Source organism: Paraflavisolibacter caeni, from assembly GCF_025628885.1.
GTDB classification, from domain to species: Bacteria; Bacteroidota; Bacteroidia; order Chitinophagales; family Chitinophagaceae; genus Flavisolibacter; species Flavisolibacter caeni.
Genome location: NZ_JAOTIF010000005.1, coordinates 57,553 through 84,057 on the forward strand (window position 1 = coordinate 57,553; position 26,505 = coordinate 84,057).

The following is a 26,505-nucleotide window of genomic DNA, read 5'->3' on the forward strand; positions in this document are numbered from 1 at the left end:
ACGTTGCCTAATCGAGTTGACGACCCTGCCACTTGTAGGTAGCAGGGAGAGCCTCTCACACGACTGTACGCAGGAAGATGATGTTAAAATGATGGCAAGATGCATTCAATTGGATATGGAATGCGCTGCTATCTGCTATCATCAGCGCAGCTCATGAGCTTAGGAAGCAGTAAGGCACAGGAGATTTGTCGTATTTGTGCAGATATATGCCAGGCATGTGGTGATGAATGTGGCAAACATCAAACAGAACATTGCCAGGAATGTGCAAGAGCCTGCAGTAGCTGTATGGAAGAGTGCAGCAGGATGGCAGCCTAATAAATAGATGTCCAATATCCTTTTGTTTTATGGTGAGCACTTGATGTTTACTTAAAAAGTGAACATCTAAGTGAAGTTTGACGGTTTCATATCTTCGTTCCGTCTGTGACAGTTTCTTCTACGAATGCAGATTCAACAGGCGGAATGGGGATATGAATTCTAATCTACTTCTAATTTGTAAAACCGCACAATGGCATAATCACTGTGCTGATAAATAATTCCACATTTGATACACCCAACTAGCATATGCAAGAAATGTTTAGGAGGTTTGACATACGTACTGAGATCATACTTGCGATTATGCCTGTATCAATGATTATAGCAGTGTTGATCTTACTGGAAACCTTTAGTAAGCAGCTGTTGCTATTTTCTTCTCTTGTTTCCAGCGCGGTTCTCATCTGCCTGGATCCCAGACACCCTACGAACTCTTTCTATTGCCCAAATGTCGGCTGCTGTTATTGGCTATCTGATGTATCTTTTACTGGGACCAGGTTATTTAACAGCTGACACTTCCATGATCATTGCTATTGCTGTAATGATTGGTGCTAAAGCTATGCATCCTCCTGCCGTTTCCTCTGCCATGATCTTTGCTTTTCAATACACAAAACCTAATACTCTAATGCTGTTTATTTCAGCGGTTGTACTGATAGTGATTCTGATAGGACTACAAAGGGCGTCACACTGGCTGATCAGGTAAAGTGAACGAGATTTTCAAAGAAGAAAGAAAAAATTGGCTGAAATAACCACAAAATGCGTGAAGTGATCTGTAATATAGTGGTAGGCATTATAGTACTAGCTACGATTTTAATAAAGATATTTTTAACTGAAGATCCTTATAGTTGGGGAAAGATTATTATTTGTTAAGCAGCTTCGCAAGTATGAATAAGGTGATTTTAAAAATTTTAATTTGACAACGAATTCAAGTTCAGTTATTTATTGGTATTTTTCACTGTTGCAAAACAAACATAAACAAATTATACCTCTAAACATTATCGAATACTGTGAAAGAAATTATCACTGCTATAAAGAATTTTTTCAAACATCGTTTTAATCTTGATGAAGATAAAGCGGATGAACGGCAAATTGTGGAAATTATCAAGCGTGACGTGCAATTCAAGGGCACAAATCTTTGGACATTGATTTTTGCCATATTCATTGCATCCATTGGATTGAATGTAAATTCCACTGCTGTTATTATTGGCGCGATGCTCATATCACCTTTGATGGGGCCTATAATGGGCATTGGACTTGGCATTGGTATTAATGATTTTGATTTGTTAAAGCAGGGGATTAAGAATTTATTGGTTGCGGCAAGTATTAGTGTGATTGCATCAAGCCTGTATTTCATCATAACGCCATTACATGTTGCGAAATCAGAATTATTAGCCAGGACCACACCTACTATCTGGGACGTTTTCATTGCCTTTTTTGGCGGTTTAGCAGGTATTGTAGCAGGAACAAGACGGGAGAAAAGTAATGTGATCCCAGGTGTAGCTATAGCCACAGCTTTAATGCCGCCTTTATGTACGGCTGGTTTTGGATTGGCTACAGGACAATGGTTTTATTTTTTAGGCGCTTTTTACCTGTTTTTTATCAATTGTCTTTTTATATGCCTGGCCACATTTTTAATTGTCCGCTACTTAAAATTTCATAAAAAGGAATTTGCCACTTTATCACAACAAAAAAGAGTAATCCGCTCTATTTGGTTTATCGTTATCCTGACTATTTTGCCAAGTATTTACCTGGCCTGGCGAATAGTGCAAAGAACCATATTTGAAGAAAACGCCAAGAGCTTTGTTCAAAATGAATTTAGTTTTCCGCAAACACAGGTAGTGGATAGGAATTTTAAATTTCAACCCAAGGCATCTTCTATTGAACTATTGCTGATCGGGCAAAGATTACCGGAAAATAAAATTGATTCGCTCCGAAAACGGATGCACATTTATAATTTGGATAGAACAAATCTTGTGATACGTCAGGGACTGGATGCAAAACAGGAAATAGATCTGGCACAAATAAAAGCAAGTGTATTGGAAGATGTTTTTAGTAATAGGAAATTGGGAGACACCACGTCCAGTTTTAGTAATAAGCTGGAAATGCCTTTGCCAGACCTGAAAACTGAAATTAAGTCACTCTATCCGGACATGAAGGATTTTAGCTTATCGCAATCTGTTGTACAGAGATTGGATACAGTTCACTTTGACACAGTCACCTTATTCGTAGGTAATTTTGACAGGTATTTTTCAGCCAGGGAAAGAACAAGGCTCAGGACATGGTTGAAAGAACGCGTTAAAACAGATTCAATAAAACTGATCATTGAATAAATAACGGGATTATGATAAATCCCTTTTCGACTTGAAAACGAGTTTGGTTGGTGAATTATTTATGATCAACGAGCCTAACCTGCTGTTAAATCCTATGATAGGAGAAGACATCACAAAAGACTATCATTTACCTGTTCAACGACCGTATTATTTGTATTTAAGTATGACTTATTTCCAACGGTTGCGAAATATTGTCCTTCCAGCTTTTTATCAGTTGAAGAAACAATAATTCCTTTATTGTTGACGATCAATATAGTCTTAAAGTTTTTTTCCTTCACCATGTCATTAGCATATAAATGTACCTGGTTCATGTTTCCATTCATCATCTCGGTGCGTACAGCCCAAACGTAGGGTTTTGCTATCAATTGCAAATAGTGTTTAACTGAGTTGGCAAGCAAGGTTTTCGTTTGTTCTATTAATTGCTGTTGCTGGACTGCATGCTGCTTCTTTAGTGAATTGATCTGATACCAAACCGCCATTAAGCTGGGAAGATAATGCATTGTTATGGAGGTGTCCTTTAGATAGCTTTCTAATGTCACCCCTTCGGGGCTTTTGAGTAGTGGAGGGGGATTGGTGGTACTATATTAATGCCGTCCCTTCGGGACTTTCAGTCTTTATGGCTGTAAAGGCCCTTGAATATTGACCTTGTGTTCAGTGGAAATAAATTGTGCCTGCGATCACCCAGGCCCGTGTGCTTTTCCCGCTCTCCGCTGCTGTGGCTATCCGGGCAAAGCCCCACAAAGTGGTTCAGGGCATCAAAGCTCTTGAAGCGATGCAGGTCGCCCACTTCCACTAAAAGAGGTCATGGGCTGAAAAGTCAGTTTTATTTTGTACCTTCCCCGAAGGGTTTCCTTTAGGAGCAGAAGTAAGTTGATTGGTTTTCATTTTTATGCATTTTATGTACAACAAGTTACTTCTTTGCAGCGCCATTTTAATCGGTGACTACTGCCTTGAGGGAACCCCCTTTTACATATAGACTTGGTATAATAATGTTCCATATCATTATTCAAGTTTTCAAATCTTAAGTTACAAACAACGTGCTATTCTGTTAATAATGACTGGTTGTCAACACTACCTGTCCTCCAGGGTATTGAATTTTGGCTTCATCTTCTGCGGTAATAAAGAAGCGGTTAGGTTTAAATGATGTAACAGTATTTAAGGTTGCCTTCAGGGTTTTAGTAAGAAAGCCACTGGAGCTTTTTAGCTGTCCTATATTCTTAATTCCATTCCGCTCTGTTTCTATCCAAACAACATATGTGCTTTTGGGCGGGAGGAGTTTTTCGGGTTCAGCTAAGTTGATGGCACTTACTTTAATGGAATAATTCTTATTCCGGTCCTTTTTAACCTTTACTGAACCTTCAGCTGCAGGCACTACGACAGATGACGAAAAGTTTAATTTTCTGGAACAGGAGTTTAATAGTAACATAAGACTTCCTGCTAATAATATATTTATAAAAATGCTTTGCGAGAAGCTGATTGATTTACTTTGCATAAAAGAAAACTTTTATTTTAAAAACTTAGATTATTGAAATAGATGTTGCGCCATTTTACTGTCATGCCCGTAAATATCCTCTCTAAAGTTTATAACACCTGTCGGGGTTACCCAGCAAGTAAAGTAGGTTATGAAAACTGGTACTGGCTGATCAAGAGTGAGCCATCTTTCTGTTTTATTGTTCATTATAGCTTTCAATTGTTCGGGCGTCCATTGAGAATAGCTTTGTAACAAATAATTTGCAAGAAGCATTGGTTTTTGCAATCGAATGCAGCCATGGCTAAAAGCTCTTTTCTGCCTACTAAATAAAGTTTTGGCAGGCGTATCATGAAAGTAGATGTTGTATTGGTTAGGAAATATAAATTTCACATTACCGAGTGCATTGCCTGGACCGGGTTTTTGCCGTACTACAGGCAGCCCATCTTTATAGCCGGTAATTTCCATGTTATTCCGACTTAGATAGTTGGCATTTCGCTGGATTGCAGGCATCATTTCTTTCCGTACGATACTGCGAGGCACATTCCAGTATGGATTAAAAACTACATACTTCAACTGGTCGGAAAAAATAACAGTTTTGTTTGCTGCCTTTCCTACCACAATGTTCATACTGATTACTTTTCTTCCACCTTCATATACATGTAATTTGTATTCGGGAATATTGGCGACTATGTAATTCTGAGGTTGTTCAGGCATCCAGCGCATCCTTTCCAGATTTACCAGCATTTGCTTTAACCGCTCCCCTACTGATACATTTAGCTCTTTGATAAAAGCGGCATCAATGATCCCATTATCTTTCATTCCATAACTTACCTTTATTCTTTTCACTGCATCCTCTAATGAGTCTGTATATAAGAAAGAAGAATCTGCAGAAGGGAAATCACCGGAAGTTCTCAGGCGCCGCTTTATTTGTCCTATAACCTTATGTTTATCTCCTTTTTTCCATTTATAACTGGAAGTTTGTATGGTAGGCCAACCACCGTTTTTTTCTATGGAATAATATTGAAATAAGGCATCATATAACCGGTGAAAAGATGGATTTAAAGGCTTCCACTCCTTTATATTGTTTTTCTTTACGAACAAGGAATCGAGTAATACTACGGCATCCAGTTTTCTTCTGGGTATATACCATTTCATTTGCTCGGGATGCAGTTTTCCTTTATAGGCAACCTGAACATATCGGAAAAAAACTTGTGTTAGTCTTAATTCTAATAATGCTTGTTGCTCCGGATCTAATGGGTATAAAGTATCTTCATTAAGCAATTGATCCATCTTGTAGTAAAGGGACCGGTTGTAAATTGAACTGTCCACATTACTAATCATATCAACGTATAAATTCCAGAAGACATCCGCCTGCTCTGTTAACCCATCTTCATGAAACCAGGCATATTGAAAATTTCGTATGTTGTAAAAATTAGTGATATCATTAGCAACTGAATCAGAACTTACTTCGGATTTGATGAAGGATGCTACAAAATTACTATCCAAAAAAAGTTGAGAATAAGCATCCTGTGGCTTTATTGTTGTATCTCTTGGCACGACTGGCAATGATGCTTTCAGTTGCTTTCCCTGACAATTCATTTGTGTAAGGAAACCAACAACGATCATAACCCAAACGCACACCTTCAGGCACCAATCGCTTTTTATTAACATCTGGCCATATATGCAATTTTTAGCCATTCAGAATCTCCTTTATTCTTTTTTTGAACCCAACACTTACTGACTCATGTGTGTGTAATGAATAAAGCTGTTTTTGCTTTAGCCAGAACTACATTTGCCAGGCTTTCTTTAAAAAAGCGAGATAAAGAACTGCGCCCAAATGCCCCCATGACCACTATTGCATCCTGGTTCAAACTGATAAAAAGCGGCAATTCTTCTTTGACATCGCCTTTTAAAACATTAATATGGGCATCAGGGAATTGCAGGCTGAGCCATTCCTGAACCTGTTCTTTATATTCTATTTCCCTAATATTTTGAGGCAGGACGGAGACCAAGTAAACAGGCAGATGGTGCCAGGAAGTAAATAGATAGGCAAACTGCCTCATAGCATGGATACTGGAAGAATGCCCATCATAAGCAATAATTATTTTATCAAAAATTCCGACTTCCTTTGATAAAAGCAAAACCGGGCAATACAGATTTGTAAGCAGGCTATTTAAGGAATAATAAGTGGTATCTACTTCAGCATTAATGATCACCAGATCAGCAAATGCACTATTATAGATAAGTGCATCCAGAAAATTTTCATGGATTAATTGAGACTTAAAACTAACTCCGCCGGATGAACAAATGTCTTCAAATAATTTAACCTGAGCACTTTGAAGTTTTACCAATTCTTCCCTTTCTGACTCAATACTAAAATTTGTATCGGTGAGATTTATGTCGCTTGGGAAAGCATACCCCTCCACTTCCTGGAGTTTCAGATTATGAACAAATAATCCATGCAAAACAGCCTTTTCTGTTTTGGCTAAGTGAATAGCATAATTCAAATCATTATGAAAGAGCTGAAACCCGTTAATGATAATCAAAATTTTTTTCATAACACCTGCTTTTTTACATGAGGAATAAAATGACAGGCAGAATTGTTTAGGTTGACTATAGAATGTGTTTAATTTATGACACATTAGTTAGCATGAGCTTAAAATTATATTAAAAAAGCATTAGATCTTAGGATAAGTACTTTGAATAGTATTTTAATCAAAGTCTAACCCTGATTTAAGGCTATCCTAATAATATAGTTGTATTTTGAATGTTAGATCGAAATAATAGATCTCGATAACCCCTTTAAAGTGCTCCATATGAATACCAGCAGATTGTTTATCGTTTCTAACCGCCTACCCATTACCATAATAACTGATGATCAAAAGTTCAAGGTGCAACCTTCTTCAGGAGGCCTGGTGAGCGCAATGAAAAGTTATCTTGCAGGTACTTCAGAAAACAAACACAATAATTTTTCAGAAACTTTCTGGGTAGGCATGCCTTGTTGCAGACCCGCTGTTTGGTCGGAAGCAGCACAAGGGATTCATGAATCAAAATTCACTTACCTGCCAGTGTTCTACAATGCAAAGGCATATGAGTGCTATTACAATGGCTTTTCCAACTCAACCCTCTGGCCTCTTTTTCACTACTTTCCTTCTTTTGCAGAATATAACACCGAGCATTACAATTATTATATCCAGGCTAATGAAGCCTTTGCGGATACGATGATCAGGCACCTGCGTCCTAATGACGTTGTGTGGATTCACGACTACCACCTACTTCCATTGGCCCGGTTGCTGCGGCAGGCAATGCCGGAACTGACTATTGGTTTTTTCCTCCATATCCCGTTCCCATCTTACGAAATTGTACGGTTGCTCCCCAGGAGTTGGCGTGAAGAATTGCTGTATGGTATGCTGGGGGCCGACCTCATAGGATTTCATACCATGGATTATGCCACTCATTTTCTTCAATGCATCCAAATGGTATTAGGCCTGGAGCACAACATGCATATCATCCAGCATGAAAACCGATTGATCAAAGCGGATGTTTTCCCTATCAGCATTGATTTCACGCTCTTTGATAACGCTTTCGACGATGCAAAAGTTTCTGTTCAAAGAGCCGGATTGCAGGATAAATTCAAGCAGCAGAGAATCATCTTTTCTGTTGACAGGCTTGATTATACAAAGGGTGTATCCAACCGTTTGAAAGCCTATGAATTGTTTTTGCAAAACAACCCTGAATACCGGGAAAAAGTAGTTTTCATATTGGTTGTAGTTCCCTCCAGGGAATATATAACAAAGTATGCCGAGAGAAAGAAAATGATCGACGAGATGATCAGTAATATCAACAGTAAAATTGGAACGATTCATTGGCAGCCGGTCATTTACCAGTATAATTCTTTGAATTTTGAAGAAATGGTAGCCTTGTATACTTCATGCGACATTGCCCTGATCACTCCTCTACGCGATGGTATGAACCTGGTGGCCAAAGAGTTTGTCGCCAGCAGAAAAGACCAACAAGGGGTGCTGGTACTGAGTGAAATGGCGGGGGCTGCAAGGGAACTTACCACTGCATTGATCATTAACCCAAATGACGAAAAGGAAGTATCTGATAAAATTCTGCAAGCTATGGAAATGCCGTCTGGTGAGCAAAGTAAACGTTTGGAGCCAATGCGTAAAAGGATAGCAGACTATGATGTGCTTACCTGGGCTGCAGATTTTTTGAATCAGCTCAATGCTATTAAAGTAAAGCAACAGGAATTCCAGATCAAGTTCATAGATGAACTCACCAAAAAGAATTTATTAAATGATTTCAGGAAAGCAGCCAAGCGACTGATCCTGGTTGATTATGATGGTACCCTTGTATCTTTTGCGCCTTCCATCATGGAAGCAAGGCCTGGCAGGCGATTACTAGAGCTGCTGGAAAGACTTTCTGCTAATGAGCAGAATAATATTTTCATTTTAAGTGGTAGAGACAGTACAACTTTGGAAAATTGGCTGGGCGCACTGCCCCTTAACATCATTGCTGAACATGGAGCAAAAATAAAGCTAAAGAATGGCAAGTGGAAAAATCAGTTATCTGTTGAGGACCAAACGTGGAAGCAACAAGTGAGGAGCATCATGGAAGTGTATGTAAGGCGATGTGCCAATACTTTTATAGAGATAAAAGAATTTTCTATTGTCTGGCATTATCGCAAGGCAAATCCTGAGCAAGCTAAGCTTAGAGCACTGGAGCTGTTTGCTGAACTCAATGAATATGCCAGTGATCTGGGCGCTGTTGTAGTGATGGGTAATAAGAATATAGAGATGAGAATGAGTGGTTTTGATAAAGGAATTATCCTGAAAAAGAAGATTTTGAATGAAAAATATGACTTTATCCTAGCAATGGGCGATGATAAAACGGATGAAGATATGTTCAAAGTGTTGAGCAATCTAAAACAAGCTTACACTATTAAAATTGGATCAGAAGCTTCCTATGCTCAATATAATTTACAAAACCCTCAAATGGTACAATCCTTACTTGAAGCCTTAAGTTATATACCTGTGGAGCAATTAGCTGATAAACTTTAGCATAAAATCAAATAGTTTCGCTAAGCACTAGTTATATGAAATGCCTTTTATTGGTATAGGAAAAATAAAGTCCACCAATACATTGTGATGTGCTTTTGATACATGGTCCTTGAATGATTGCATACTGCGACGCATGGCTGATGCATACTCCTTTCCAAGCTTCATTAAAATTTCTTCAAGGTTTTCGAGTTCACTTTTGATAGCTGCTTCCCTCTGATGTCTCTCTTTTGGCAACTCATGATCTAGTTGCTCTATGTTCTTTGCAAAAGTCCTATCCGCATCCTTATAAAAATCGAAAAGTAGTGGATTGCATGAATTGAACTTGATATGAGAAAACCTGATGGCCGACTTTTTTCTTCTTCATCCAACTTGCCATCTCTGTTGGCAGCAAGCAACGATATGTACGCAGGATATTTAAGGAGCGTTTCTTTTTCTTTTAAGCGAAGAACTTCAAATGATTTCATAATGCATTATTTTAAAGGGAAGTAATTGATTACTTACTTTACTCAAGTAACATCTTCCTTTCTATTAATTCAATATTAATGCCTGCATCTTTCATTCCATTCTTGAAATATATCCCTACTCATCTTTTATACCGGACTGTGGCGCTGTGCCGTAAGGTCAGTCCCGGTCACTTGACATCCAAACTCACTAGCCAGCATTCTGCAGGGCCCTCCTATCCCACAGCCCACATCTAGAATTTGATCATTCTATTGTAAGCTAATCTGACTAGCAAGTTCAAAGGAGACCGCTGCACCTCTGATATGAAATTCATCTGCGCCAGCAATATCCTTTCTAGTTACCATTTTGATTCTCTGCTCAAGAAGTCGTTCCACATTGGTCTTAAAAAGATGTTCAAGTGTATAATGCAGTTCTACAAGCGTCTTTTGTTGATACATGGTGGGTGATTTACAATCAAGAGTTTTTTAATATTCTTCCAGTTTCAACCTCTCTGATAAAAACTGTTTGATAAACCACTTGGAAACAAGTGGTAGGAACATTAGGTTTGTAAAGGTGTTGCGCTTCCAGATGCCGAAGGCCGTATCTGGAACAAAGGAAGGAGCATAGTCCCTCCCTAACTTTTGCATTCTTTCCGCTTCCGGCTTTATTTTCTTTTGATAACAATGAAAGGCAGAAACATAATCTCCAGCGGATTTCTTCAATTCTCCTGCAAGAATATAAGCACCAGCCATAGCCAAAGCTGCGCCTTTTCCTGCGATGAGCGATACGCATTGACTAGCATCGCCAACAAGTGCTACCCGGCCCTTTGCCCATTCAGGCATAACAATCTGACTTACTTCATCAAAATAAAAGTCACCAGCAGCAGGCATTTTTTGTAACAGCACAGGACATTGCCAGCCTACATTTTTGAATGTTTCCCTCAACCTATCTTGTTGTACCTCGATATTGCGATGCTGATCACCTGTATTGTTGCTTTTGTAAATAAAAAATGTAGCCAGTCTATTTTTAGCCATGCTGTAAATGCCGGCCCATTTACCTCTTACCGTTATACTCTGAAATATGTGGGGATTACCTGTATAGTTATCTATTGTGAAGGAGGAAACATAATAGCCTAAATGCTTTATGTACTGCATTTCAGCTCCAAAAACTAACCGGCGTACCGCGGAATGCAATCCATCGGCGCCTATTACTAAATCAAAATTCCGTTGTTGGCCGTCTTTAAATGTTACAGCAACCTCATTGGTAGATTGCTCAATGGCTGTAATGGAATTACCGAAAATAAATCCAATTTCATTTTGAACATAGTGGTAAAGCACTTTTGCCAATTCACCCCTTAACATATTCAAGTGCCTGTATTGAATCAATGCTCTTAACTTTTGAATATTGAAGCCTCCCACCCGTTTGCCCTTATTATTGACAAAAGTGATTTCCGGAATGTCATAATGTTTTTCCTTTAAGGCTGCAATGATGTTCATTTTTTCTGCGACCTCAAATCCTTCCCCCCAAAAGTCTATCATATACCCCCCTTCTCGCAGCTTTGGTGCCTTTTCCACGACAATCGGTTGAAAGCCATATTGCTTCATCCAATAGGCAGCGGTAAGGCCTGCAATACCAGCCCCAGAGATAAGAATATTTTTATTCTTTGGTTCCATAAACCTTCACCCGATACCATGGGTATAGCCAATTCATGTTCATAAGATAAAGCGTTCTGACCTCCTGAATTAACAAGATCGTGAATTGTCATATTTTCATTAACTACGAATCCATAGTTTGGAATTATTGATCAATCTTTATTATTCTTGCTTGTATCAGAACTTCTCGAGATATTTTTTTCAAGTATAGCAATATACTTTTCGGCATCTCTATTTTCCGGATCAAGCGCCAAAAGGTTTTTGAAGTATTCAATGGCCGCTTGGTAATCCTTTTCTATATTGGCTTCATAAGTAGCCAGATAACCATACGCTTCAATCAACCATTTTTTATTATTTCCGCGATCCGGATCTTTTTCAGCCACCTTTACTAATTTAAGATAGTGAGGGATAGCAGTCCCTTTCTCCAAGGCGCTATCCAATGCTGCATTGCTGCGTGCACGCCAGTAATAGCCGAATGTTTGTTCTGGGAATTTTTCAATGTACACCCCAAACACAGAATCAGCTTTGGACCATTCATGTGCCATATAATGTGCAATACCCCAATTAAACAAATCAATGTTGGTTGCTTTTTCATTGTTTGCATAGTATTTACCCAGCCATAATGCCTGATTAGAATAGTCTTCTCTTTTTTTGTAGATTTGAGCCAATTTTTTATAATAGTTGAACAGAACAGTTGAATCTGTCTGTAAGTTTACCGCCTTTTGGTAATTTAGAGCTGCAGAGTCTTCCTTTCCAGGTATAGAAGCATAAAGCAGGCCCATTGTTTCAAAATCTTTGATGACCCTACTACTATCCGATGATTCAGAGAAATATCGCCTCATATGGATCATTGCTGCGGCCGTGTCTTTCAATCCTAATTGACTATAGGCAATTAACTTATGCAATCTTACTTCTGCGGTATCCTTTTTTAGCAATTCTTGAGCTTTAGCAATCGCTTTACCATATCGTTTAGTCAAATACAACAGGTCTGTATACTGATATTCGTTCCTTTCATGAACATCGCTCTTGGCTACATACTGGTTAAAATAACCCATAGCCTTTTCCGGGCTCAGCGTATAATAATGAGTATATAGACTATAATAGGCGGGCGCAAAGTTGGGATCGACAGCTAAAGCTTTACGAAAGAACTTTAGATACATTTCTGAATTTTTCTGTGTCAGAAAGATATTCCCCAATTGATATAAGGCCGCTGCATTATTTTGATCATAAGCCAATGCTTGTTGATATGCCTTATATGCATCCGTTCCATTATTGAGTTTACGGTATGCATTACCTATAAGGGTATAGATTGCCGCGCTCCTCTTTTCTCTTTTAGCTGCTTTGTTTAACAACTCGATAGCGTAATGAGCATCACCAATTGGAGCATCAATATGGGCTTGAGCCACTGCACTTAAAATAGCAGCGTCCTTTTCTTTAGTTTGATTTAAAGCCTCACCAAAATAAAAATGCGCACTGTCCTTTTTATTTTGTTGCAACTGCAAATACCCATAAGCTACCTGGTAGTAAGGATCATTCCTTTTAGCTAAAGGAGCCAATAATAAGCTATCTTTAATTTTATCGGTTTTATTTTGCAACAAGTAAGTTTTTGTTAGTAAATACCAGGCTTCGGCATTAGAGGCATCATTTTTCAATATATGGTGTAAAACATGAGCAGCACTGGCATAACGCTCATAATAAATGAATTGCTTAGCTTCATCGATATCTGGAGTATAGGTAAAACTGAGCGATATAAAACAGGCAAAAACAAAAAGCAGCTTTTGAAGTAGGTAAAAATTTTTCATATCATCAGAATTTAATTGGCATTTAATCCCTGAATTGATTTTAAAGCCGACTTGACAGATACCAATATATGATATTGCAATTAAGAAAGGATTAATTGAAGATTAAATCCAGATTAGAAAAACAAACCATTAGAAATAAGAATTTTATTTGCGAAGAAGATCTTTGAAGCCTCTGCCGTAGCTGTTGATAAAAAATCGGATAATTTCAAAAACGTAGAGGTAAAAGAGAATTATTGTCTTCAGTCGGGTAACAAATCTAATATGTGCAACTCTTCGTAATTAAGCTACTAAAATGGCATTATACTTGAACCAGGTGTGTATAGCTTTTATGATTAATTGAATCTTATAAATCCAAGAAGTATTATAAAGTACAGGAAAGCAAATATCAAAAAAGAAACAAGTTGTATTTTCACCTTCATTCCGTTTTATCAACAGGTGCTATTTCTTTTTCATCCTTGGATTCCATCAAATACCCTTTCTTTAAATGATCATAAAAGGAATGTTTGTCAATTAAAAGTGAAGCTATGTTTGAAAGCAAAGCAGCCAACATCAGGTGAAAGATAACACTATGCCGGTCGGTCATTTCCAAAACCAATATAGCAGATGTAAATGGTGTACGGGTAACGCCTGTAAGAAAGCCAACCATGCCACTTAAAATCAATACATTGGCGTTTGAGCCTAAAAACTCAAACAAACTGGCTATGAAAGCACCAATACTGGCACCTGCTGCAAGAGCGGGCGCAAAAATACCGCCTGCTGCTCCTGTGCCAAATGAAATAGAAGGGCCTACAATACGCAATAGTACGGTATGCCATTCTTCATGTTTATTTTCTGTGAATAAGACTGTAGTCATTATATCCTTTCCTGAACCCAGCACTTTATCATTTAAAAAATAAGCGATAAGCGCAATTGTCAACCCAGAAAAAATAATAAACCCTATCGTCTTAGCTGTCGTTTTAAATGTATTTCTCCAACTCAATATCTTCAAAATCAATTTTGACATCAAACTGCCACCAATACCCGCAAGAATTGCTGTGAGGGCAACACTCAAGAATATTGTAAAACGAAGGTTGCCTACAAAAGGAAAGCCCAGGTATAAATAGGGCCCAAGCAGACCTTGAGCTGTTAAACCGGCAATGATAACTGCAGAAAAAAGGGCAGTGCGAAAAAAGCGGATGTGAATGCGGGCCAGTTCTTCAACTGCAAACACAAGCCCACCAAGAGGCGTATTGAAAGCTGCGGCTAATCCTGCAGCAGCGCCTGTCAAAATATAACTCTGCCTGGAAAGTTTAGGCCAACTTTCGGGTATCCATTTATTGATGATGCGAAAAACAGATCCTGCTATCTGTATGGTCGGACCTTCTCTTCCAATGGCTGCGCCACCGATAACCATGACCAAACTGGAAACAATCTTTGTGATGATGATCCGGAGGCTAAGTAAATGATCGATTTTATGATTATACTTAGGATTCGCTAATTCTATAGCTGCCATCACTTGGGGGATACCACTACCTCTGGCATTGGGACCAAATTTTTGAACTACATACCATGCAACAAAAAAGCATAACGGCGTAAGAATAAATATTACCCATTTATGTGAGTGAAAGATCATTTGTGCAAAGTGTTCTGCTGAACTAAAGAGCGCTGCATACCCAACGGCTATCAATCCTGTTAAAATAGACGCTACCCAAAAGGGTAGCGCTTGCAAAAAATTTACTTTCCAGCTGATAGAGGAAAAAACTTCTATAATATGTTGAATTCTATGTTTTATTTTTTTCATTTATCCTACTTCTAAGCTGCAAAGTAAACGATGAATCAAGCATCAGTGTTGCTTCAATTTATAAATCAGTTATCAAACAACCATCCTTTGTTTGTTTCAATACTAATTATAATGAAATTCTAATCTTAGTTTAATGTAGCTCTACTTTTTGAGAGCCATATTACATTCATGCCAGTTGGCCGAAGCTGCCATATGGATTAGCCAAACCACTTAATGCTATATTATGAAATCAAGAAGACTCTTTATTATATCCAACCGTTTGCCGATGACCATTCAAAAAGAGGGAAATGAACTTACGGTGATCCCTTCGGCAGGTGGATTGATCACTGCTATTAACAATTACCTTAAGAATTCAAAAGCGAATGCCAATGAGTTTTCTGAAACCTTTTGGGTGGGTATGCCTTGTTGCAATCCTGCCGCATGGACAGAAGCAGCCAAAAAACTGCCACGTTCTAAATACACCTACCTGCCAGTATTTACCAGTTCCAAAACTTATGATCAATACTACAATGGCTTTTCAAATTCTACTATATGGCCTTTATTTCACTATTTTCCATCCTTTACAGAATACAATACGGAAAACTACCATTGTTACGTTCAAGCGAACGCAGCCTTTGCTAAAGCATTGATTAAATATGCCAGACCGGGCGATGTTATATGGATCCATGATTACCACCTACTTCCATTGGCACAGATGCTTCGTACCGCATTACCAGAATTGACAATAGGTTTTTTCCTTCATATACCCTTTCCCTCTTATGAAATTTTTCGATTATTGCCCAGAAAATGGCAGGAGGAATTGTTGTACGGAATGTTGGGTGCAGACCTGGTTGGATTTCATACGATTGACTATACGGCTCATTTTCTTCAATGTGTTCGAATGATTTTGGGTCTTGAACACGACATGCATGTTATAGAGCATGAAAACCGCCTCATTAAAGTAGATGTTTTTCCGATTAGCATTGATTTTGATCATTTTAATAATGGCTATGATCATGAACAGGTTGTACAAACCAGAACTTTAATCCAAGAGAAATTTAGCCATAAGAAAATAATTTTTTCTGTTGACAGATTAGACTATACGAAGGGTGTTTCCAATCGGTTAAGAGCGTATGAATTGTTCTTGCAACGGAATCCTCAATTCAAGGAAAAAGTAGTGTTTATTTTAGTGATTGTTCCTTCCAGAGAGGGTATATCCAAATATACAGAACGTAAAAAAATCTTTGATGAGATGATCGGTAAGATGAACAGCACTATGGGAAATATTCACTGGCAACCCATCATTTACCAGTACAATTCAGTAAGCTTTGAAGAAATGGTTGGCTTATATACTGCTTGTGATCTGGCTTTGATCACTCCTTTACGCGATGGGATGAACCTGGTAGCAAAGGAATTTGTTGCCAGCAGAAAAGATAAAAAAGGCGTATTGGTACTGAGTGAAATGGCTGGGGCAGCACGAGAATTAACCTCTGCCTTGACTATAAACCCTAATGATGTGGATGAGGTAGCTGATAAAATTCTGGAGGGGCTGGAAATGCCTGAGGATGAAAAAATGCAGCGTTTAGAAGCCATGCGCAACAGGCTAAAGCAATATGACGTGCAGGCATGGGCTGTGGATTTCTTTAACCAGCTTCATCAAATTAAAGAAAAGCAAAGGGCTTTCCAGGTAAAGTTCCTGGACGATCTGACAAAAAGAAATTTGCTAGATGAATTCGGAAATTCCAACAGGCGTTTGATTTTACTGGATTATGATGGTACGCTGGTTGCATTTGCCCCTAAACCACAGGAAGCCAAGCCAAGTTTTCGGTTAATGGAACTGCTGCAAAGATTATGTGAAAATGAACAGAATAATGTTTATATCATTAGTGGCAGAGATAGTGACACCTTGGATAACTGGCTGGGCAAACTTCCCATCTACATCATTGCTGAACATGGCGCCAAAATGAAATTGAAGAATGGTGCATGGAAAAACCGGATCGCACAACATCATGAGTGGAAACAGCAGGTGCAGGAGATCATGGAAGTATATGAGAGACGTTGCGCCAACACTTTTATTGAAATGAAAGAATTTTCTATAGTTTGGCATTATCGTAACGCTGATGCAGAACAAGGCCGACTGCGCGCATTAGAATTGATTGGAGCTTTGAATGAGTATGCATACAATTTGGGCGTCCAGGTATTAATGGGTCATAAAATAGTAGAAGTCAGGCTTAGCGGGTTTGATAAAGGATCGGCACTGAAAAAGGAAGTTTTGCATGAAGAATATGATTTTATTTTAGCTATGGGAGATGACAGAACAGATGAAGATATGTTCAAGATGCTGAGTAAAAGGAAAAATGCATATACCATTAAAATTGGTGCTGAAGCATCTTATGCCAGCTATAATTTATATACGCATCAAATGGCACTAGCACTTTTGGATTCGATGAGCTATTTGCCTGTTGAACATTAATTGGAATAATTATAGAAGTCTTCTGATCGCTATAAAAAGATATTGCGCTTTATGAGAGGCTGATTTGTTTAGATAATTAAGACGATCGTTTCATGATTAAAACTGGAACTTTTGCCTGATGAATGATCCTTTGTGTGTGCGGCCCAATAAATTGTTGCTTATACGTGATATCAATAGATGACGTCAGTAAAATCAAATCTACTCCTAATTGATCGGCACATGTCAAGATATGATCTGCAAAATTATTTCCAGAACTGAACTGTGTTGAAATGTTTATCCGTTCGCCTACCAGTTTACTTTTTAATTCTTCAATTAAAATTGAAAATAATTGTTCATCTTCATTTTTATATGAAGACAAGCAAAGCATTTGCAGGTTTGTATTCATTTCTGACGTTAATGCCAAAACCTGGTCAATGTTTTTAAATGTGCCATATAAAGGTTTTATTGGAAACAAAACATTTTTAAATTCTTTACACTTCTTTTTAGTTGGGATGGTTAGCACCGGGCATTCTGCATATTTGACCACATTATAAGCATTGGTACCAATAAATTGTTCTCTGAAGCCTGAAGCCCCATGAACGCCCATAACAATCAAGTCACAATTGTTTTTTATTGCGGTATGAACAATTGCTGCGCTTGCCAGCCCCTCCTCTATGATAATTTTCGGTTTGTTGCCCAGCTTTTTATTTGCGGTATCAGCCAGGGCATTAAAAATATCTTCATAATTATTAAATAATCGATCATTAAAAAGAGAGTTTGGATTATTCGAGCTAAAAGTATTGTCTTGAACGTAAATAATCTCAACACTCGCTTTTTGACACTCAGCTAAATAAAGTGCAGTTTCAAAAGCATTTAAAGAACTTTCACTAAGATCGATAGGAATTAATATTTTATTGAATTGATGTGTATTCATTTTGATTCGCATAACCACCCTGTAATGGATTCTTACTTTTAACTTCAATGTATTATCTAAACGTCAATATTCTTCTTTGGGCAGCCGGGCTATTACTTTTGGAGATAGAATCTACCCGTTTTACTAGGTTAATATTTAATGCTTGAAGGGAATCGTTCTGAAGGAGAAGCCTACGGTTTTGGTGCTTGATAGAAATATTTTGGCTGAGCAAAAAACAAATCACGAGCACCAAGGCACTGACAATAGCAAACAACACTAAATATAACCTGTTGCTCCTTTTCATCATATACTTAATGTTTCATGAAGCTTTGATAGTATAAATATTTTGAAACCACGGAGTATGAATAAATTTCAGAATTGGACAAAACGTTTGCATAAATCGAAGTATAGCTTTCAATGTTACAATCAAAAAAATCCAAAGCCTTCAATGCATTCTTTAGCTCCGTGGAATTCAAACAACATAAAAACATTTACCAATGCAAGTAGCACTTTATTTATTAGTAGCTTATGAATTCAGGATTAGAAAGAGATTAGATTTTATAAAAAATGCCCAAAAAGCATTGCCCGGCTGGATAATGGAATGTTGAAACCCTCTTTTTCTAAATAGGACTTTGCTTTTGCCATCTCTTCATCTTCATTTATAAACAAAAAAACAAACCTGTCATCTCCTTTGAACTTGTTGTACAGCCCATTCAGCGAAGGCATTTCTGCCCTGCGTGGAGGGCACCAGGTTGCCCAGCACCTGAAAGATTGAACAGCTAATTAAAGCTGTTTTGCATCAAGATCAGGGAAACAGAATCACTACCCCCAACATCTAAGGAAACACTTCGATGGGACCAACAATTAAAGGCCAAGCACATGAATATCAAAGAATGTAACCGGACAAACTAAGGCAGTTTCCTATGCGTTTTCATTATATACAAAAAACATCTCATCCGTCCAATACTATCAAATATTATTTTAAGAAACCCAAGGATAACCATCATTAAATTAACTAACTCAAATCATTGTTATGGTCAAAGGGCCAAAATTATATTTACTGTTTATCAAATATTATTATGAATATGAAAAGTATATTAAAAGTATTTATATTCCTGCTGATTGTCTCTCCAATAATTTCATTGGCTCAGAATCGCCAGGGTGGGTGGGGAAGGAATTCCAATTATAACAGGATTTATGATACAAAAACTGTTACAGAAGTAAAAGGCCAAGTTGTAGGAGTTGAGCAGGTTGTTCCTTTACAAGGCATGTCTTCAGGTATACATTTGCTGGTGAATACTGGAAGTGATACAATTTCCGTTCATTTAGGACCTAAATGGTATTTAGATAATCAATCTATCCAATTTACTGTCAATGATAAAGTGGAAGTTAAAGGTTCTAAAGTTCCTTTAAATGGAGAACAAATTATTATTGCAAGGGAAATTAGTAAAGAGGGTAAAGTGTTTACATTTAGGGATGAGAGTGGAATTCCATTATGGGCAGGCAAAGGAAAAGGCAAATCTACCCGCTGAAACTTTTCAAATGTTTTTGAAAAGTTTCAAAAGGTTTAGGCGGTAGCTATATTTAGAAAACTATAATCGCTTTGACATTGAAATTTTAAAGTATTTTTCTTAATACTCTTAAGACACCTTAAAAAGCTCTACATTAAAGCAATGTTTATAAGTCCCCTCGGTATACTGTTGCGATGGACAAAATTGCCATAAGTCACAACAGTGTTTTTAGTGCGGCAGTCTTTCTCTGAAGTAGCCATATACCCAAGTACCTGTAACAGCACTTAATAAAACCACTAATGCAACCAGAGCACCAGTGCCGATTTGAGCAAACAAAGGACCAGGACAGGCGCCAGTCATAGCCCAACCAAGGCCGAAGATCAAACCACCTATAATTTGCCCTTTGTTAAACTTCTTAGGATGGAACTCGATTTTTTCGCCATAGATGGTTTTGATGTTAAATCGTTTGATCAGCCAAACTGATATCATACCCACCACAACAGCTGTGCCGATCACACCATACATGTGGAAGCTTTGCAACCGGAACATTTCCTGAATGCGGAACCAAGAGATCACTTCAGCTTTAGTAAACACGATACCGAAGATGATTCCGACGATTGCGTATTTGATGTTGTGATACCATTTGTGCTGTAAATGAGACTCGTTGACACACATGGTATCCTGTGCACGTACTTCGTAGTCAGTATCATTTAGTTGTTCGACTACTAAGGGTTGATGAGTTTTATGTTGATAAGAAGTGTCAATCATTATAATAGTATTTTGATGATTTTGAAAGTTATAGTTCCTGAGTTATAGTTTCATGATGAAAGGCAGAAGCAGGTTAGCCATGATAAAACCGCCCACCATAAAACTGAGGGATGGTTTTTGCAGATCGCTTAAACCCATGATCGAATGGCCACTGGTGCATCCACCAGCATACCGGGAGCCAAAACCTACCAAGAAACCGCCGCCAACTAAAAGCACAAGCCCCCTAATTGAAAACAGGTTTTCAAAGCTGAAAATCTGGGCTGGGATCATTTTACTATAATCATTGATGCCATAGCCTTTCAGTTCTTCTACAAGTGTCTGGTTTACTTGTATTGGATCAGGACTTGAAAAGAATTGAGTGGCCAGGAATGCACCCAGCAGGATACCACCTACGAAAAAGAAGTTCCACATTTCCTTTTTCCAGTTGTATTTAAAGAATTTGATGTTTGTAGGCAGGCAGGCTGCGCAGGCATGGCGAAGATTCGCGGAAATGCCAAAGTGTTTGTTGCCTAATATCAATAAGGCCGGTACGGTGAGGCCAACAAAAGCTCCAGCGACATACCATGGCCATGGTTGTTTTAACAGCTCAATCATTGTTTTTCAATTTTGAATGCAAAGGTGACCACTGAAGAGAATAGTGTTCGTGATTCATGTCACGGTACTATTCATTTTTAGAAATTATTCAGATATTAATTCTCTGCTTTGTCAAATGTTACATTGCAGGCGTGTGCCGGATCATATTTGACGAAAAATGAAAGCCAGATGGTTCTTGAAAGATGCATTAGGTAAGGCTGCAGTACTATTAATAAAACTGCATTAAATCCTATCCACCAGAAGAACCTATTATCACTGAGCGACATTCCAATGAAAACCCACCAGGCAATAAGCCCGCCCCTTAAGGGCCGACTTCTTCATAGATAATTTCCTTAGGATTTTCTTTCTTTCTATTTATTCGTGGGGCACATCCACTTGCGCCACAACAGCCGGTGTTTGCAAGTGCAGTAATCATCAGAAATGTACCTGCTATCGTTGCCAGATATTCTTTCTGCCACAAACCTGTAATAACAGCCCCTAGTCCAAAAAGCAGACGCACCCAGCGTACAACATTCCAATTATTGAATATTCTACTTTTCATCATCCTATTAAGATTTGTAAATTAGTCCAGGCTCCTCCATTATAGGCTTCGATACCAGCTGAAGTGAGCGTATTTTTTGCCATCAAGCTGCGGCTGCCGCTCCGGCAAACCGTAATCACTGGTTTGCCCCATCTTTTAATGATATCTGATTTCAGCTTTATTTCGTTCAGGGGAATGTTTTGAGCACCTTTAATATGCCCCTGACTGTATTCACGGGGTGTGCGTACATCAATGATGACAGCACCTTTAGCCAAGGCCTGCTGTAAAATGGTTGTGTTTTTGCCTGTGAAAAGATTTCTAAAGAAATGAAGCATATAAATTTATTTTACCTGTAAAAGATCTTCTAATGCGCCACCATTGAATGCTTCCATAATGCCATTTTGTATCATTATTGAAACAGCCATTCCGCTGCGGTTGCCACTTCGGCAATAAGCAATGATTGGCTTTTCTATATCCTTCAGTTCGCCTATACGTTCAGATACCTGATTTAAGGGTATGTTGACTGCTCCCGGATAGTGACCTTGAGCAAACTCTTCCGGCGTACGTACATCGACTATAGCTGCGTTATCTAATTGGTTTTTCATATTTTATTTTTTATTGAGTTGAGTGGGACATATATAATCTGTAACTGGCAGTTTACCAGATTCTTTGATGGCCTTAAAACCTCCCTGCACATCAATCAGGTTTTCAAAACCTCTAGCTTTTAAGATTGAAGTGAAGATCATGGAGCGGTAACCACCAGCACAATGCACGAAATATATTTGATCCTTATCCAGTTGTGCCATGTTCTCATTGATGTAATCCAAAGGCGTATTTTCAGCTCCGTCGACATGTTCACTGATGTATTCACCCTCTTTTCTCACATCCAGAATATGAACAGGCGCTCCCTGCATACGATGAGCCAATTCCTCTGCTGAAACCGACTGAATGGTGTCTATTTCTTTTCCGGCGGCTTTCCATTCTTTGATTCCACCATTCAAATACCCTATGGTATAATCGTACCCTACTCTAGCCAGACGTGTGATTACTTCCCCTTCCCTGCCTTCATCTGCCACAATCAGGATCTGTTGCTTGATATCGGGTATCAGAGCACCTACCCAAGGGGCGAAGTTCCCATCAATACCAATATTGATAGAGTTAGGAATATATCCCTTGGCAAAGCTTTGAGGACCTCTGGTATCTAATAGAATAGCATCAGTTTCATTGGCTGCAGCTTCAAATTCATCCGGATCAAGCGCATGCTGCCCCCTCTTCATCACTTCGTCAATGCTTTCATAGCCTTGCTTGTTCAACATTACATTTAGTGGAAAATAGGAAGGAGGAGCATCAAGACCTGCAGTTACTTCTTGAATGAATTCTTCCCTGGTCATATCTGAACGCAGAGCATAGTTGGTTTGCTTTTGGTGACCCAGCGTATCTGTAGTTTCCTTGCTCATGTTTTTACCACAGGCACTGCCTGCACCATGCGCCGGGTAAACAATTATATCATCCGGCAAGGTCATGACTTTAGACCTTAATGAATCGAATAAAGTACCTGCTAATTCTTCCTTTGTCATGTGGGCTGCTTTCTGAGCCAGGTCAGGACGGCCAACATCACCGATGAATAAAGTATCACCTGAGAAAAGTGCCACTTCTTTTCCACTTTCGTCTTTGAGTAAATAACAGGTGCTTTCCATGGTGTGACCAGGGGTATGCAATACCTTGAATGTTATTTTACCTACCCTGAACTCTTCGCCATCCGCAGCTATATGTGCTTCAAAGCTTGGATTGGCATTGGGTCCGTATACAATGGGAGCGCCGGTTTTCTTTGAAAGGTCAACGTGACCAGAGACAAAGTCAGCATGAAAGTGCGTTTCTAAAACATACTTGATTTTTGCATTGTTGCTTTCTGCTTTCTGAAGGTAAGGCTCCACTTCCCGAAGTGGATCAATGACTACCGCTTCACCGTCACTCTCAATATAGTAAGCACCTTGTGCTAAACATCCTGTATAAATCTGTTCTATTTTCATATATATCGTTTGTTTTTCGTGATGTAAAATTGATGATTGTGTCTGTCTTATTTCGTGATTTGAGTCACGGTCTTGTTCCTGAACATTGACCGTATTTATCGTTGTTAACTTTATAGAAACACTTCCTTAACGATGATGTATATACCCATGATGAGCACAAACCATCCAAAGCCCTTTTTCAACTTTTCACCAGGTATTTTTTTACTCAGCAGCCCTCCGACAAAGATGCCGGCTATGGCAATCAAACTAATAGAGGTCAAAAAGGACCAGTTGATTTGAAAGTGACCAATGTCACCAGCAAAACCTATTAAAGAATTCAATGCAATAATGAGCAGAGATGTACCTACAGCCCTTTTCATAGGCATTTTAATCAGAAAGACCAGTGCGGGAATTAATAAAAAGCCGCCACCGGCTCCCAAAAGCCCGGTAATCAGACCAATCAATACACCATAACCAACCAGCTTAAAGAATTTGACACAATGCCTGCACTCTTTTTCCGGGGCTTTTTCCTCGCGGGCCTTGATCATGTTTACTGATGCCAATAGCATCAGCACCGCGAAGAGAACCATTGTGAGTAGCGGCTCTGTAATGGTGAACCCGCCAATGGTAGCAATATTTTTGGGAATGAGGGGAATGAGGAACTTACGGGTAATGAAAACTGTAATGATGGAAGCTGCACCAAAATAAAGTGCTGCCTTCACATTGACTAAACCCTTATGATAATTGTTAATGGCACCTACAAGAGAGGTAGAACCTACGATGAACAGCGAATAAGAAGTAGCCAGCAGGGGGTTCAGACCAAAAAGATAGACCATTACCGGAACGGTTAGTATCGAACCTCCTCCGCCAATAAGACCTAAAGAAATACCCACCAGGGCTGAAGCCACATAGCCAAAACTTTCCATTGATTTTCGTTTGTGCAAATGTCAATGGAAGAGAAAAGAATAATCGTGACCTGTGTCACGCCAGCATTTTGGATATGTTAAGGAACCGACAAATGCACATACTACTTTTTAATCCCATATAAGTCTTCAATCTTTTATTAACCTAAATGTTCCTCTAGCATAATAAATGCATTGACCGGGAACACAGACCCTATCATCCCACTTTCGCCAACCAGGACGATTTGTTTTCAGAAATACTGACGACGATCAGAGTTATTGATGATGACTATTCTTGCCTTAACCTATTGATTAAACTACTCTTGTACCAGCCAGATCCTGTATAATTTATAGCCTTTTGCTGTTTAACAACAATAGTTCCTTTACGTACAATACAATAGAAAACAATGTTGATGAAACATTTCATAATACTTCTTACTTCGCTTTGCTTCTTAAACTTTTCACAATTGCTGGCCTGTGATATTGAAGTAAGTACACCGGCTAAAAAAGCAGTTTACCAGGCCGGAGAGGAATTAGTGATCGTGGTGCATGTAACAAAAAGCCACAGGAATTGCCGCGTGGATATCAATGAAACAACCTATGAAACTGATGGATTGAAGATCCTATCTGCAACAGATTGGAAAGAATTATCTGCAGGTGTCTGGGAACGCAAAATGAAAGTAAAAGTCACAGGTAACATGAAAGGAAAGCCTTCACTTTATGTACGCAGAAAATGCAGCAAAGAAAACAGTGAGGGATTTATCGTGTTGAATAGTACTTCCCAAAATGTATCATGAAGAAGATAATTTGCACAGGCTTGGTCATTTTCCTATTGTATCCCATTTGTCTTTTTTCGCAAGATGAATTTAAAGAATGGAACGAACCGGGTAATACACAAGTAACGACAAGGAACAGAGATTCTGTACAACCTAATATACAAAGGCTCCAGCCAGTTTCTGGTGAGCAAATCTCGAGTAACAAACACCAGCATGAAAAAGGTAACGGTGATGTTTACTGGGCTGGAGGCATGTTGATGGTGACTATCCTTGCAGGAATATTGATAAGGTATAAGGCTACAAGGGTTGCCCGTCCTTTCTTTCTGGTTGCATCAGTTGCTCTGCTGGGCTTTTATCGTGGATCTTGCCCCTGTCCTATATCCTGGCTGCAGGTAAGCTTTTTATACTTTACGGGACAAGAATCCCATCCTGTTAAAGCAATGTGGTTTTTAGCCCTTATACCCATTACCTATTTTGGAGGAAGAGTATGGTGTGGCTGGGTTTGCCATCTTGGTGCCTTGCAGGAATTGCTTCACTTTCCCGGAAAGTTTAACTTTCTTTCTTCATCCAAGGCACAAAAGATCATGAGGTATACCAGGCTGGTTGTGTTTTTTGCTTTGATCGCTCAACTACTGGTTACCCAAACTATACTATGGAATAAAGTAGATCCTTTCAAAACCGCTTACAACCTTATGGCATCTAACGTGGTAAGCTGGGTGCTACTTGCCATGATATTGGTGATTTCTGTTTTTATGTACCGGCCCTTTTGTAAAACTGCCTGCCCTGTGGGCCTGGTACTAGGCTGGATGAGTAAGATACCAGGTACAGCCGCCATTAGTCCAAAAGAAGGTTGTATTGGCTGCAAGATGTGCAGCACGGCCTGTAAAAGCCGTGCCCTAACCTATAATAATAAAGTGGTTATATTGAACAAACAAGAGTGTATCACTTGTGGAGAATGCATAGAAGCCTGTAAGCTGAAATCACTAACTATATCCCCGGCTGACAATGCACTAACAGAAGTAAAGGTTTACCCTCGTATAAAAGCATAAGGTCATATATTGGAAAATCTAATCAAAAAGTGCCCACTTAGCTAATAGACCAGGAATAGATTTGGCGATTCAAATTGCCCCAATCTGCCAATCTATGTAACCTTAAGAAAATTAACCTGAGATTCCTTATTGATTCCATCGTTTGAGATCAGATGAAAACTTACTATGGAGCATTCACAAA

Annotated in this window: 29 protein-coding genes and 1 pseudogene; 9 read left to right on the top strand and 21 right to left on the bottom strand. The window is 38.8% G+C overall.

Going from position 1 to position 26,505, the window contains the following annotated elements:
* Positions 1–91: 91 nt before the first annotated feature.
* The 4 genes from OCK74_RS28085 (at position 92) to OCK74_RS09145 (ending at position 2,639) form a co-directional block, all read left to right on the top strand.
* Complete coding sequence (locus OCK74_RS28085; RefSeq protein WP_279296891.1) at positions 92–157, top strand: four-helix bundle copper-binding protein; 66 nt, start codon at positions 92–94, stop codon at positions 155–157.
* Positions 154–315, top strand: a complete 162-nt coding sequence (locus tag OCK74_RS09135) for a four-helix bundle copper-binding protein (protein ID WP_279296721.1) — start codon at positions 154–156, stop codon at positions 313–315. The genes OCK74_RS28085 and OCK74_RS09135 overlap by 4 nt, the downstream gene beginning before the upstream one ends.
* 376 nt (positions 316–691) lie before the next feature.
* Positions 692–1,012 (top strand): HPP family protein, encoded by a 321-nt coding sequence (locus OCK74_RS09140; protein ID WP_279296722.1) that lies wholly within the window; start codon positions 692–694, stop codon positions 1,010–1,012.
* 304 nt (positions 1,013–1,316) lie between these two features.
* On the top strand, positions 1,317–2,639 hold the full coding sequence (locus tag OCK74_RS09145; protein WP_279296723.1) for a TIGR00341 family protein: 1,323 nt from the start codon (positions 1,317–1,319) through the stop codon (positions 2,637–2,639).
* A 110-nt stretch (positions 2,640–2,749) separates the two neighbouring features.
* Here OCK74_RS09145 and OCK74_RS09150 read toward each other — a convergent pair whose 3' ends face one another.
* From OCK74_RS09150 to OCK74_RS09165, 5 genes are all read right to left on the bottom strand, one after another.
* Positions 2,750–3,139 carry a hypothetical protein gene (locus OCK74_RS09150; RefSeq protein ID WP_279296724.1) on the bottom strand — a complete coding sequence of 130 codons (390 nt, stop codon included), beginning with the start codon at positions 3,137–3,139 and terminating at the stop codon, positions 2,750–2,752.
* A 107-nt stretch (positions 3,140–3,246) separates the two neighbouring features.
* Positions 3,247–3,432: a transposase gene (locus OCK74_RS27945; RefSeq protein WP_423803148.1), complete on the bottom strand. Its 186-nt coding sequence runs from the start codon at positions 3,430–3,432 to the stop codon at positions 3,247–3,249.
* Between the two features lie 255 nt (positions 3,433–3,687).
* Positions 3,688–4,131, bottom strand: coding sequence for a hypothetical protein (locus tag OCK74_RS09155; RefSeq protein WP_279296725.1), 444 nt, complete (start codon positions 4,129–4,131; stop codon positions 3,688–3,690).
* A 30-nt stretch (positions 4,132–4,161) separates the two neighbouring features.
* Positions 4,162–5,808, bottom strand: a complete 1,647-nt coding sequence (locus tag OCK74_RS09160; protein ID WP_279296726.1) for a L,D-transpeptidase family protein — start codon at positions 5,806–5,808, stop codon at positions 4,162–4,164.
* Between the two features lie 44 nt (positions 5,809–5,852).
* Entirely contained in the window at positions 5,853–6,668 is an 816-nt protein-coding gene (locus OCK74_RS09165; RefSeq protein WP_279296727.1) for a universal stress protein, read from the bottom strand.
* A 258-nt stretch (positions 6,669–6,926) separates the two neighbouring features.
* On the opposite strand from OCK74_RS09165, the gene OCK74_RS09170 reads away from it, so the two are divergent.
* Positions 6,927–9,176, top strand: coding sequence for a bifunctional alpha,alpha-trehalose-phosphate synthase (UDP-forming)/trehalose-phosphatase (locus OCK74_RS09170; protein ID WP_279296728.1), 2,250 nt, complete (start codon positions 6,927–6,929; stop codon positions 9,174–9,176).
* Positions 9,177–9,203: 27 nt separating this feature from the next.
* Here the strand turns inward: OCK74_RS09170 and OCK74_RS09175 are convergent, their stop codons facing one another.
* From OCK74_RS09175 to OCK74_RS09200, 7 genes are all read right to left on the bottom strand, one after another.
* The gene (locus OCK74_RS09175; RefSeq protein WP_279296729.1) at positions 9,204–9,341 is read right to left on the bottom strand and encodes a hypothetical protein; all 138 of its coding nucleotides are present in this window, start codon (positions 9,339–9,341) and stop codon (positions 9,204–9,206) included.
* Positions 9,342–9,427: 86 nt separating this feature from the next.
* Positions 9,428–9,640, bottom strand: a complete 213-nt coding sequence (locus OCK74_RS09180; RefSeq protein WP_279296730.1) for a hypothetical protein — start codon at positions 9,638–9,640, stop codon at positions 9,428–9,430.
* Between the two features lie 126 nt (positions 9,641–9,766).
* Complete coding sequence (locus tag OCK74_RS27950; protein WP_423803149.1) at positions 9,767–9,868, bottom strand: hypothetical protein; 102 nt, start codon at positions 9,866–9,868, stop codon at positions 9,767–9,769.
* A gap of 18 nt (positions 9,869–9,886) precedes the next feature.
* Positions 9,887–10,075, bottom strand: coding sequence for a hypothetical protein (locus tag OCK74_RS09185; RefSeq protein WP_279296731.1), 189 nt, complete (start codon positions 10,073–10,075; stop codon positions 9,887–9,889).
* A gap of 27 nt (positions 10,076–10,102) precedes the next feature.
* Positions 10,103–11,290, bottom strand: a complete 1,188-nt coding sequence (locus tag OCK74_RS09190) for an FAD-dependent monooxygenase (RefSeq protein ID WP_279296732.1) — start codon at positions 11,288–11,290, stop codon at positions 10,103–10,105.
* 131 nt (positions 11,291–11,421) lie between these two features.
* Positions 11,422–13,071, bottom strand: a complete 1,650-nt coding sequence (locus OCK74_RS09195; protein ID WP_279296733.1) for a tetratricopeptide repeat protein — start codon at positions 13,069–13,071, stop codon at positions 11,422–11,424.
* A 415-nt stretch (positions 13,072–13,486) separates the two neighbouring features.
* Positions 13,487–14,851 carry a chloride channel protein gene (locus OCK74_RS09200; protein WP_279296734.1) on the bottom strand — a complete coding sequence of 455 codons (1,365 nt, stop codon included), beginning with the start codon at positions 14,849–14,851 and terminating at the stop codon, positions 13,487–13,489.
* 223 nt (positions 14,852–15,074) lie between these two features.
* Here OCK74_RS09200 and OCK74_RS09205 point away from each other — a divergent pair, with 223 nt between their 5' ends.
* Positions 15,075–17,303: a bifunctional alpha,alpha-trehalose-phosphate synthase (UDP-forming)/trehalose-phosphatase gene (locus OCK74_RS09205; RefSeq protein ID WP_279296735.1), complete on the top strand. Its 2,229-nt coding sequence runs from the start codon at positions 15,075–15,077 to the stop codon at positions 17,301–17,303.
* Between the two features lie 76 nt (positions 17,304–17,379).
* Here OCK74_RS09205 and OCK74_RS09210 read toward each other — a convergent pair whose 3' ends face one another.
* Both OCK74_RS09210 and OCK74_RS09215 read right to left on the bottom strand, forming a co-directional pair.
* The gene (locus tag OCK74_RS09210) at positions 17,380–18,216 is read right to left on the bottom strand and encodes a universal stress protein (protein WP_279296736.1); all 837 of its coding nucleotides are present in this window, start codon (positions 18,214–18,216) and stop codon (positions 17,380–17,382) included.
* 537 nt (positions 18,217–18,753) lie between these two features.
* Positions 18,754–18,945 (bottom strand): annotated as a pseudogene (locus OCK74_RS09215) (TlpA family protein disulfide reductase); the annotation flags it as partial.
* A gap of 335 nt (positions 18,946–19,280) precedes the next feature.
* Here OCK74_RS09215 and OCK74_RS09220 point away from each other — a divergent pair.
* Positions 19,281–19,727 carry a MamS/MamX family magnetosome protein gene (locus OCK74_RS09220; RefSeq protein ID WP_279296737.1) on the top strand — a complete coding sequence of 149 codons (447 nt, stop codon included), beginning with the start codon at positions 19,281–19,283 and terminating at the stop codon, positions 19,725–19,727.
* Between the two features lie 207 nt (positions 19,728–19,934).
* Here the strand turns inward: OCK74_RS09220 and OCK74_RS09225 are convergent, their stop codons facing one another.
* The 7 genes from OCK74_RS09225 to OCK74_RS09260 all read right to left on the bottom strand — a co-directional run bounded on the left by OCK74_RS09225 (position 19,935) and on the right by OCK74_RS09260 (position 24,523).
* A complete protein-coding gene (locus OCK74_RS09225) occupies positions 19,935–20,474 on the bottom strand; it encodes a DUF6691 family protein (RefSeq protein ID WP_279296738.1) in 540 nt (179 codons plus the stop codon).
* Between the two features lie 42 nt (positions 20,475–20,516).
* Positions 20,517–21,068, bottom strand: coding sequence for a YeeE/YedE family protein (locus OCK74_RS09230; protein ID WP_279296739.1), 552 nt, complete (start codon positions 21,066–21,068; stop codon positions 20,517–20,519).
* 301 nt (positions 21,069–21,369) lie between these two features.
* A complete protein-coding gene (locus OCK74_RS09240) occupies positions 21,370–21,612 on the bottom strand; it encodes a hypothetical protein (RefSeq protein WP_279296740.1) in 243 nt (80 codons plus the stop codon).
* Complete coding sequence (locus tag OCK74_RS09245) at positions 21,609–21,923, bottom strand: rhodanese-like domain-containing protein (protein ID WP_279296741.1); 315 nt, start codon at positions 21,921–21,923, stop codon at positions 21,609–21,611. Before OCK74_RS09245 ends, OCK74_RS09240 begins: the two co-directional genes overlap by 4 nt.
* Positions 21,924–21,929: 6 nt before the next feature.
* Positions 21,930–22,193, bottom strand: a complete 264-nt coding sequence (locus tag OCK74_RS09250) for a rhodanese-like domain-containing protein (RefSeq protein WP_279296742.1) — start codon at positions 22,191–22,193, stop codon at positions 21,930–21,932.
* A gap of 3 nt (positions 22,194–22,196) precedes the next feature.
* Entirely contained in the window at positions 22,197–23,618 is a 1,422-nt protein-coding gene (locus tag OCK74_RS09255) for an MBL fold metallo-hydrolase (RefSeq protein WP_279296743.1), read from the bottom strand.
* 110 nt (positions 23,619–23,728) lie between these two features.
* Complete coding sequence (locus OCK74_RS09260; protein ID WP_279296744.1) at positions 23,729–24,523, bottom strand: sulfite exporter TauE/SafE family protein; 795 nt, start codon at positions 24,521–24,523, stop codon at positions 23,729–23,731.
* 389 nt (positions 24,524–24,912) lie between these two features.
* Between OCK74_RS09260 and OCK74_RS09265 the strand changes: the two genes are divergently transcribed.
* Positions 24,913–25,296: a hypothetical protein gene (locus OCK74_RS09265; RefSeq protein ID WP_279296745.1), complete on the top strand. Its 384-nt coding sequence runs from the start codon at positions 24,913–24,915 to the stop codon at positions 25,294–25,296.
* Complete coding sequence (locus OCK74_RS09270) at positions 25,293–26,324, top strand: 4Fe-4S binding protein (protein ID WP_279296746.1); 1,032 nt, start codon at positions 25,293–25,295, stop codon at positions 26,322–26,324. Before OCK74_RS09265 ends, OCK74_RS09270 begins: the two co-directional genes overlap by 4 nt.
* Positions 26,325–26,505: the final 181 nt, after the last annotated feature.

What these genes read in the sequence shown, in the direction of transcription:
- OCK74_RS09135 (WP_279296721.1), top strand. Translation starts at nt 154, where the DNA reads ATGAGCTTAGGAAGCAGTAAGGCACAGGAGATTTGTCGTATTTGTGCA.
- OCK74_RS09150 (WP_279296724.1), bottom strand. Translation starts at nt 3,139, where the DNA reads ATGCATTATCTTCCCAGCTTAATGGCGGTTTGGTATCAGATCAATTCA.
- OCK74_RS09155 (WP_279296725.1), bottom strand. Translation starts at nt 4,131, where the DNA reads ATGCAAAGTAAATCAATCAGCTTCTCGCAAAGCATTTTTATAAATATA.
- OCK74_RS09160 (WP_279296726.1), bottom strand. Translation starts at nt 5,808, where the DNA reads ATGGCTAAAAATTGCATATATGGCCAGATGTTAATAAAAAGCGATTGG.
- OCK74_RS09165 (WP_279296727.1), bottom strand. Translation starts at nt 6,668, where the DNA reads ATGAAAAAAATTTTGATTATCATTAACGGGTTTCAGCTCTTTCATAAT.
- OCK74_RS09170 (WP_279296728.1), top strand. Translation starts at nt 6,927, where the DNA reads ATGAATACCAGCAGATTGTTTATCGTTTCTAACCGCCTACCCATTACC.
- OCK74_RS09175 (WP_279296729.1), bottom strand. Translation starts at nt 9,341, where the DNA reads ATGAAGCTTGGAAAGGAGTATGCATCAGCCATGCGTCGCAGTATGCAA.
- OCK74_RS09180 (WP_279296730.1), bottom strand. Translation starts at nt 9,640, where the DNA reads ATGAAATCATTTGAAGTTCTTCGCTTAAAAGAAAAAGAAACGCTCCTT.
- OCK74_RS09185 (WP_279296731.1), bottom strand. Translation starts at nt 10,075, where the DNA reads ATGTATCAACAAAAGACGCTTGTAGAACTGCATTATACACTTGAACAT.
- OCK74_RS09190 (WP_279296732.1), bottom strand. Translation starts at nt 11,290, where the DNA reads ATGGAACCAAAGAATAAAAATATTCTTATCTCTGGGGCTGGTATTGCA.
- OCK74_RS09195 (WP_279296733.1), bottom strand. Translation starts at nt 13,071, where the DNA reads ATGAAAAATTTTTACCTACTTCAAAAGCTGCTTTTTGTTTTTGCCTGT.
- OCK74_RS09200 (WP_279296734.1), bottom strand. Translation starts at nt 14,851, where the DNA reads ATGAAAAAAATAAAACATAGAATTCAACATATTATAGAAGTTTTTTCC.
- OCK74_RS09205 (WP_279296735.1), top strand. Translation starts at nt 15,075, where the DNA reads ATGAAATCAAGAAGACTCTTTATTATATCCAACCGTTTGCCGATGACC.
- OCK74_RS09210 (WP_279296736.1), bottom strand. Translation starts at nt 18,216, where the DNA reads ATGAATACACATCAATTCAATAAAATATTAATTCCTATCGATCTTAGT.
- OCK74_RS09220 (WP_279296737.1), top strand. Translation starts at nt 19,281, where the DNA reads ATGAAAAGTATATTAAAAGTATTTATATTCCTGCTGATTGTCTCTCCA.
- OCK74_RS09225 (WP_279296738.1), bottom strand. Translation starts at nt 20,474, where the DNA reads ATGATTGACACTTCTTATCAACATAAAACTCATCAACCCTTAGTAGTC.
- OCK74_RS09230 (WP_279296739.1), bottom strand. Translation starts at nt 21,068, where the DNA reads ATGATTGAGCTGTTAAAACAACCATGGCCATGGTATGTCGCTGGAGCT.
- OCK74_RS09240 (WP_279296740.1), bottom strand. Translation starts at nt 21,612, where the DNA reads ATGATGAAAAGTAGAATATTCAATAATTGGAATGTTGTACGCTGGGTG.
- OCK74_RS09245 (WP_279296741.1), bottom strand. Translation starts at nt 21,923, where the DNA reads ATGCTTCATTTCTTTAGAAATCTTTTCACAGGCAAAAACACAACCATT.
- OCK74_RS09250 (WP_279296742.1), bottom strand. Translation starts at nt 22,193, where the DNA reads ATGAAAAACCAATTAGATAACGCAGCTATAGTCGATGTACGTACGCCG.
- OCK74_RS09255 (WP_279296743.1), bottom strand. Translation starts at nt 23,618, where the DNA reads ATGAAAATAGAACAGATTTATACAGGATGTTTAGCACAAGGTGCTTAC.
- OCK74_RS09260 (WP_279296744.1), bottom strand. Translation starts at nt 24,523, where the DNA reads ATGGAAAGTTTTGGCTATGTGGCTTCAGCCCTGGTGGGTATTTCTTTA.
- OCK74_RS09265 (WP_279296745.1), top strand. Translation starts at nt 24,913, where the DNA reads ATGAAACATTTCATAATACTTCTTACTTCGCTTTGCTTCTTAAACTTT.
- OCK74_RS09270 (WP_279296746.1), top strand. Translation starts at nt 25,293, where the DNA reads ATGAAGAAGATAATTTGCACAGGCTTGGTCATTTTCCTATTGTATCCC.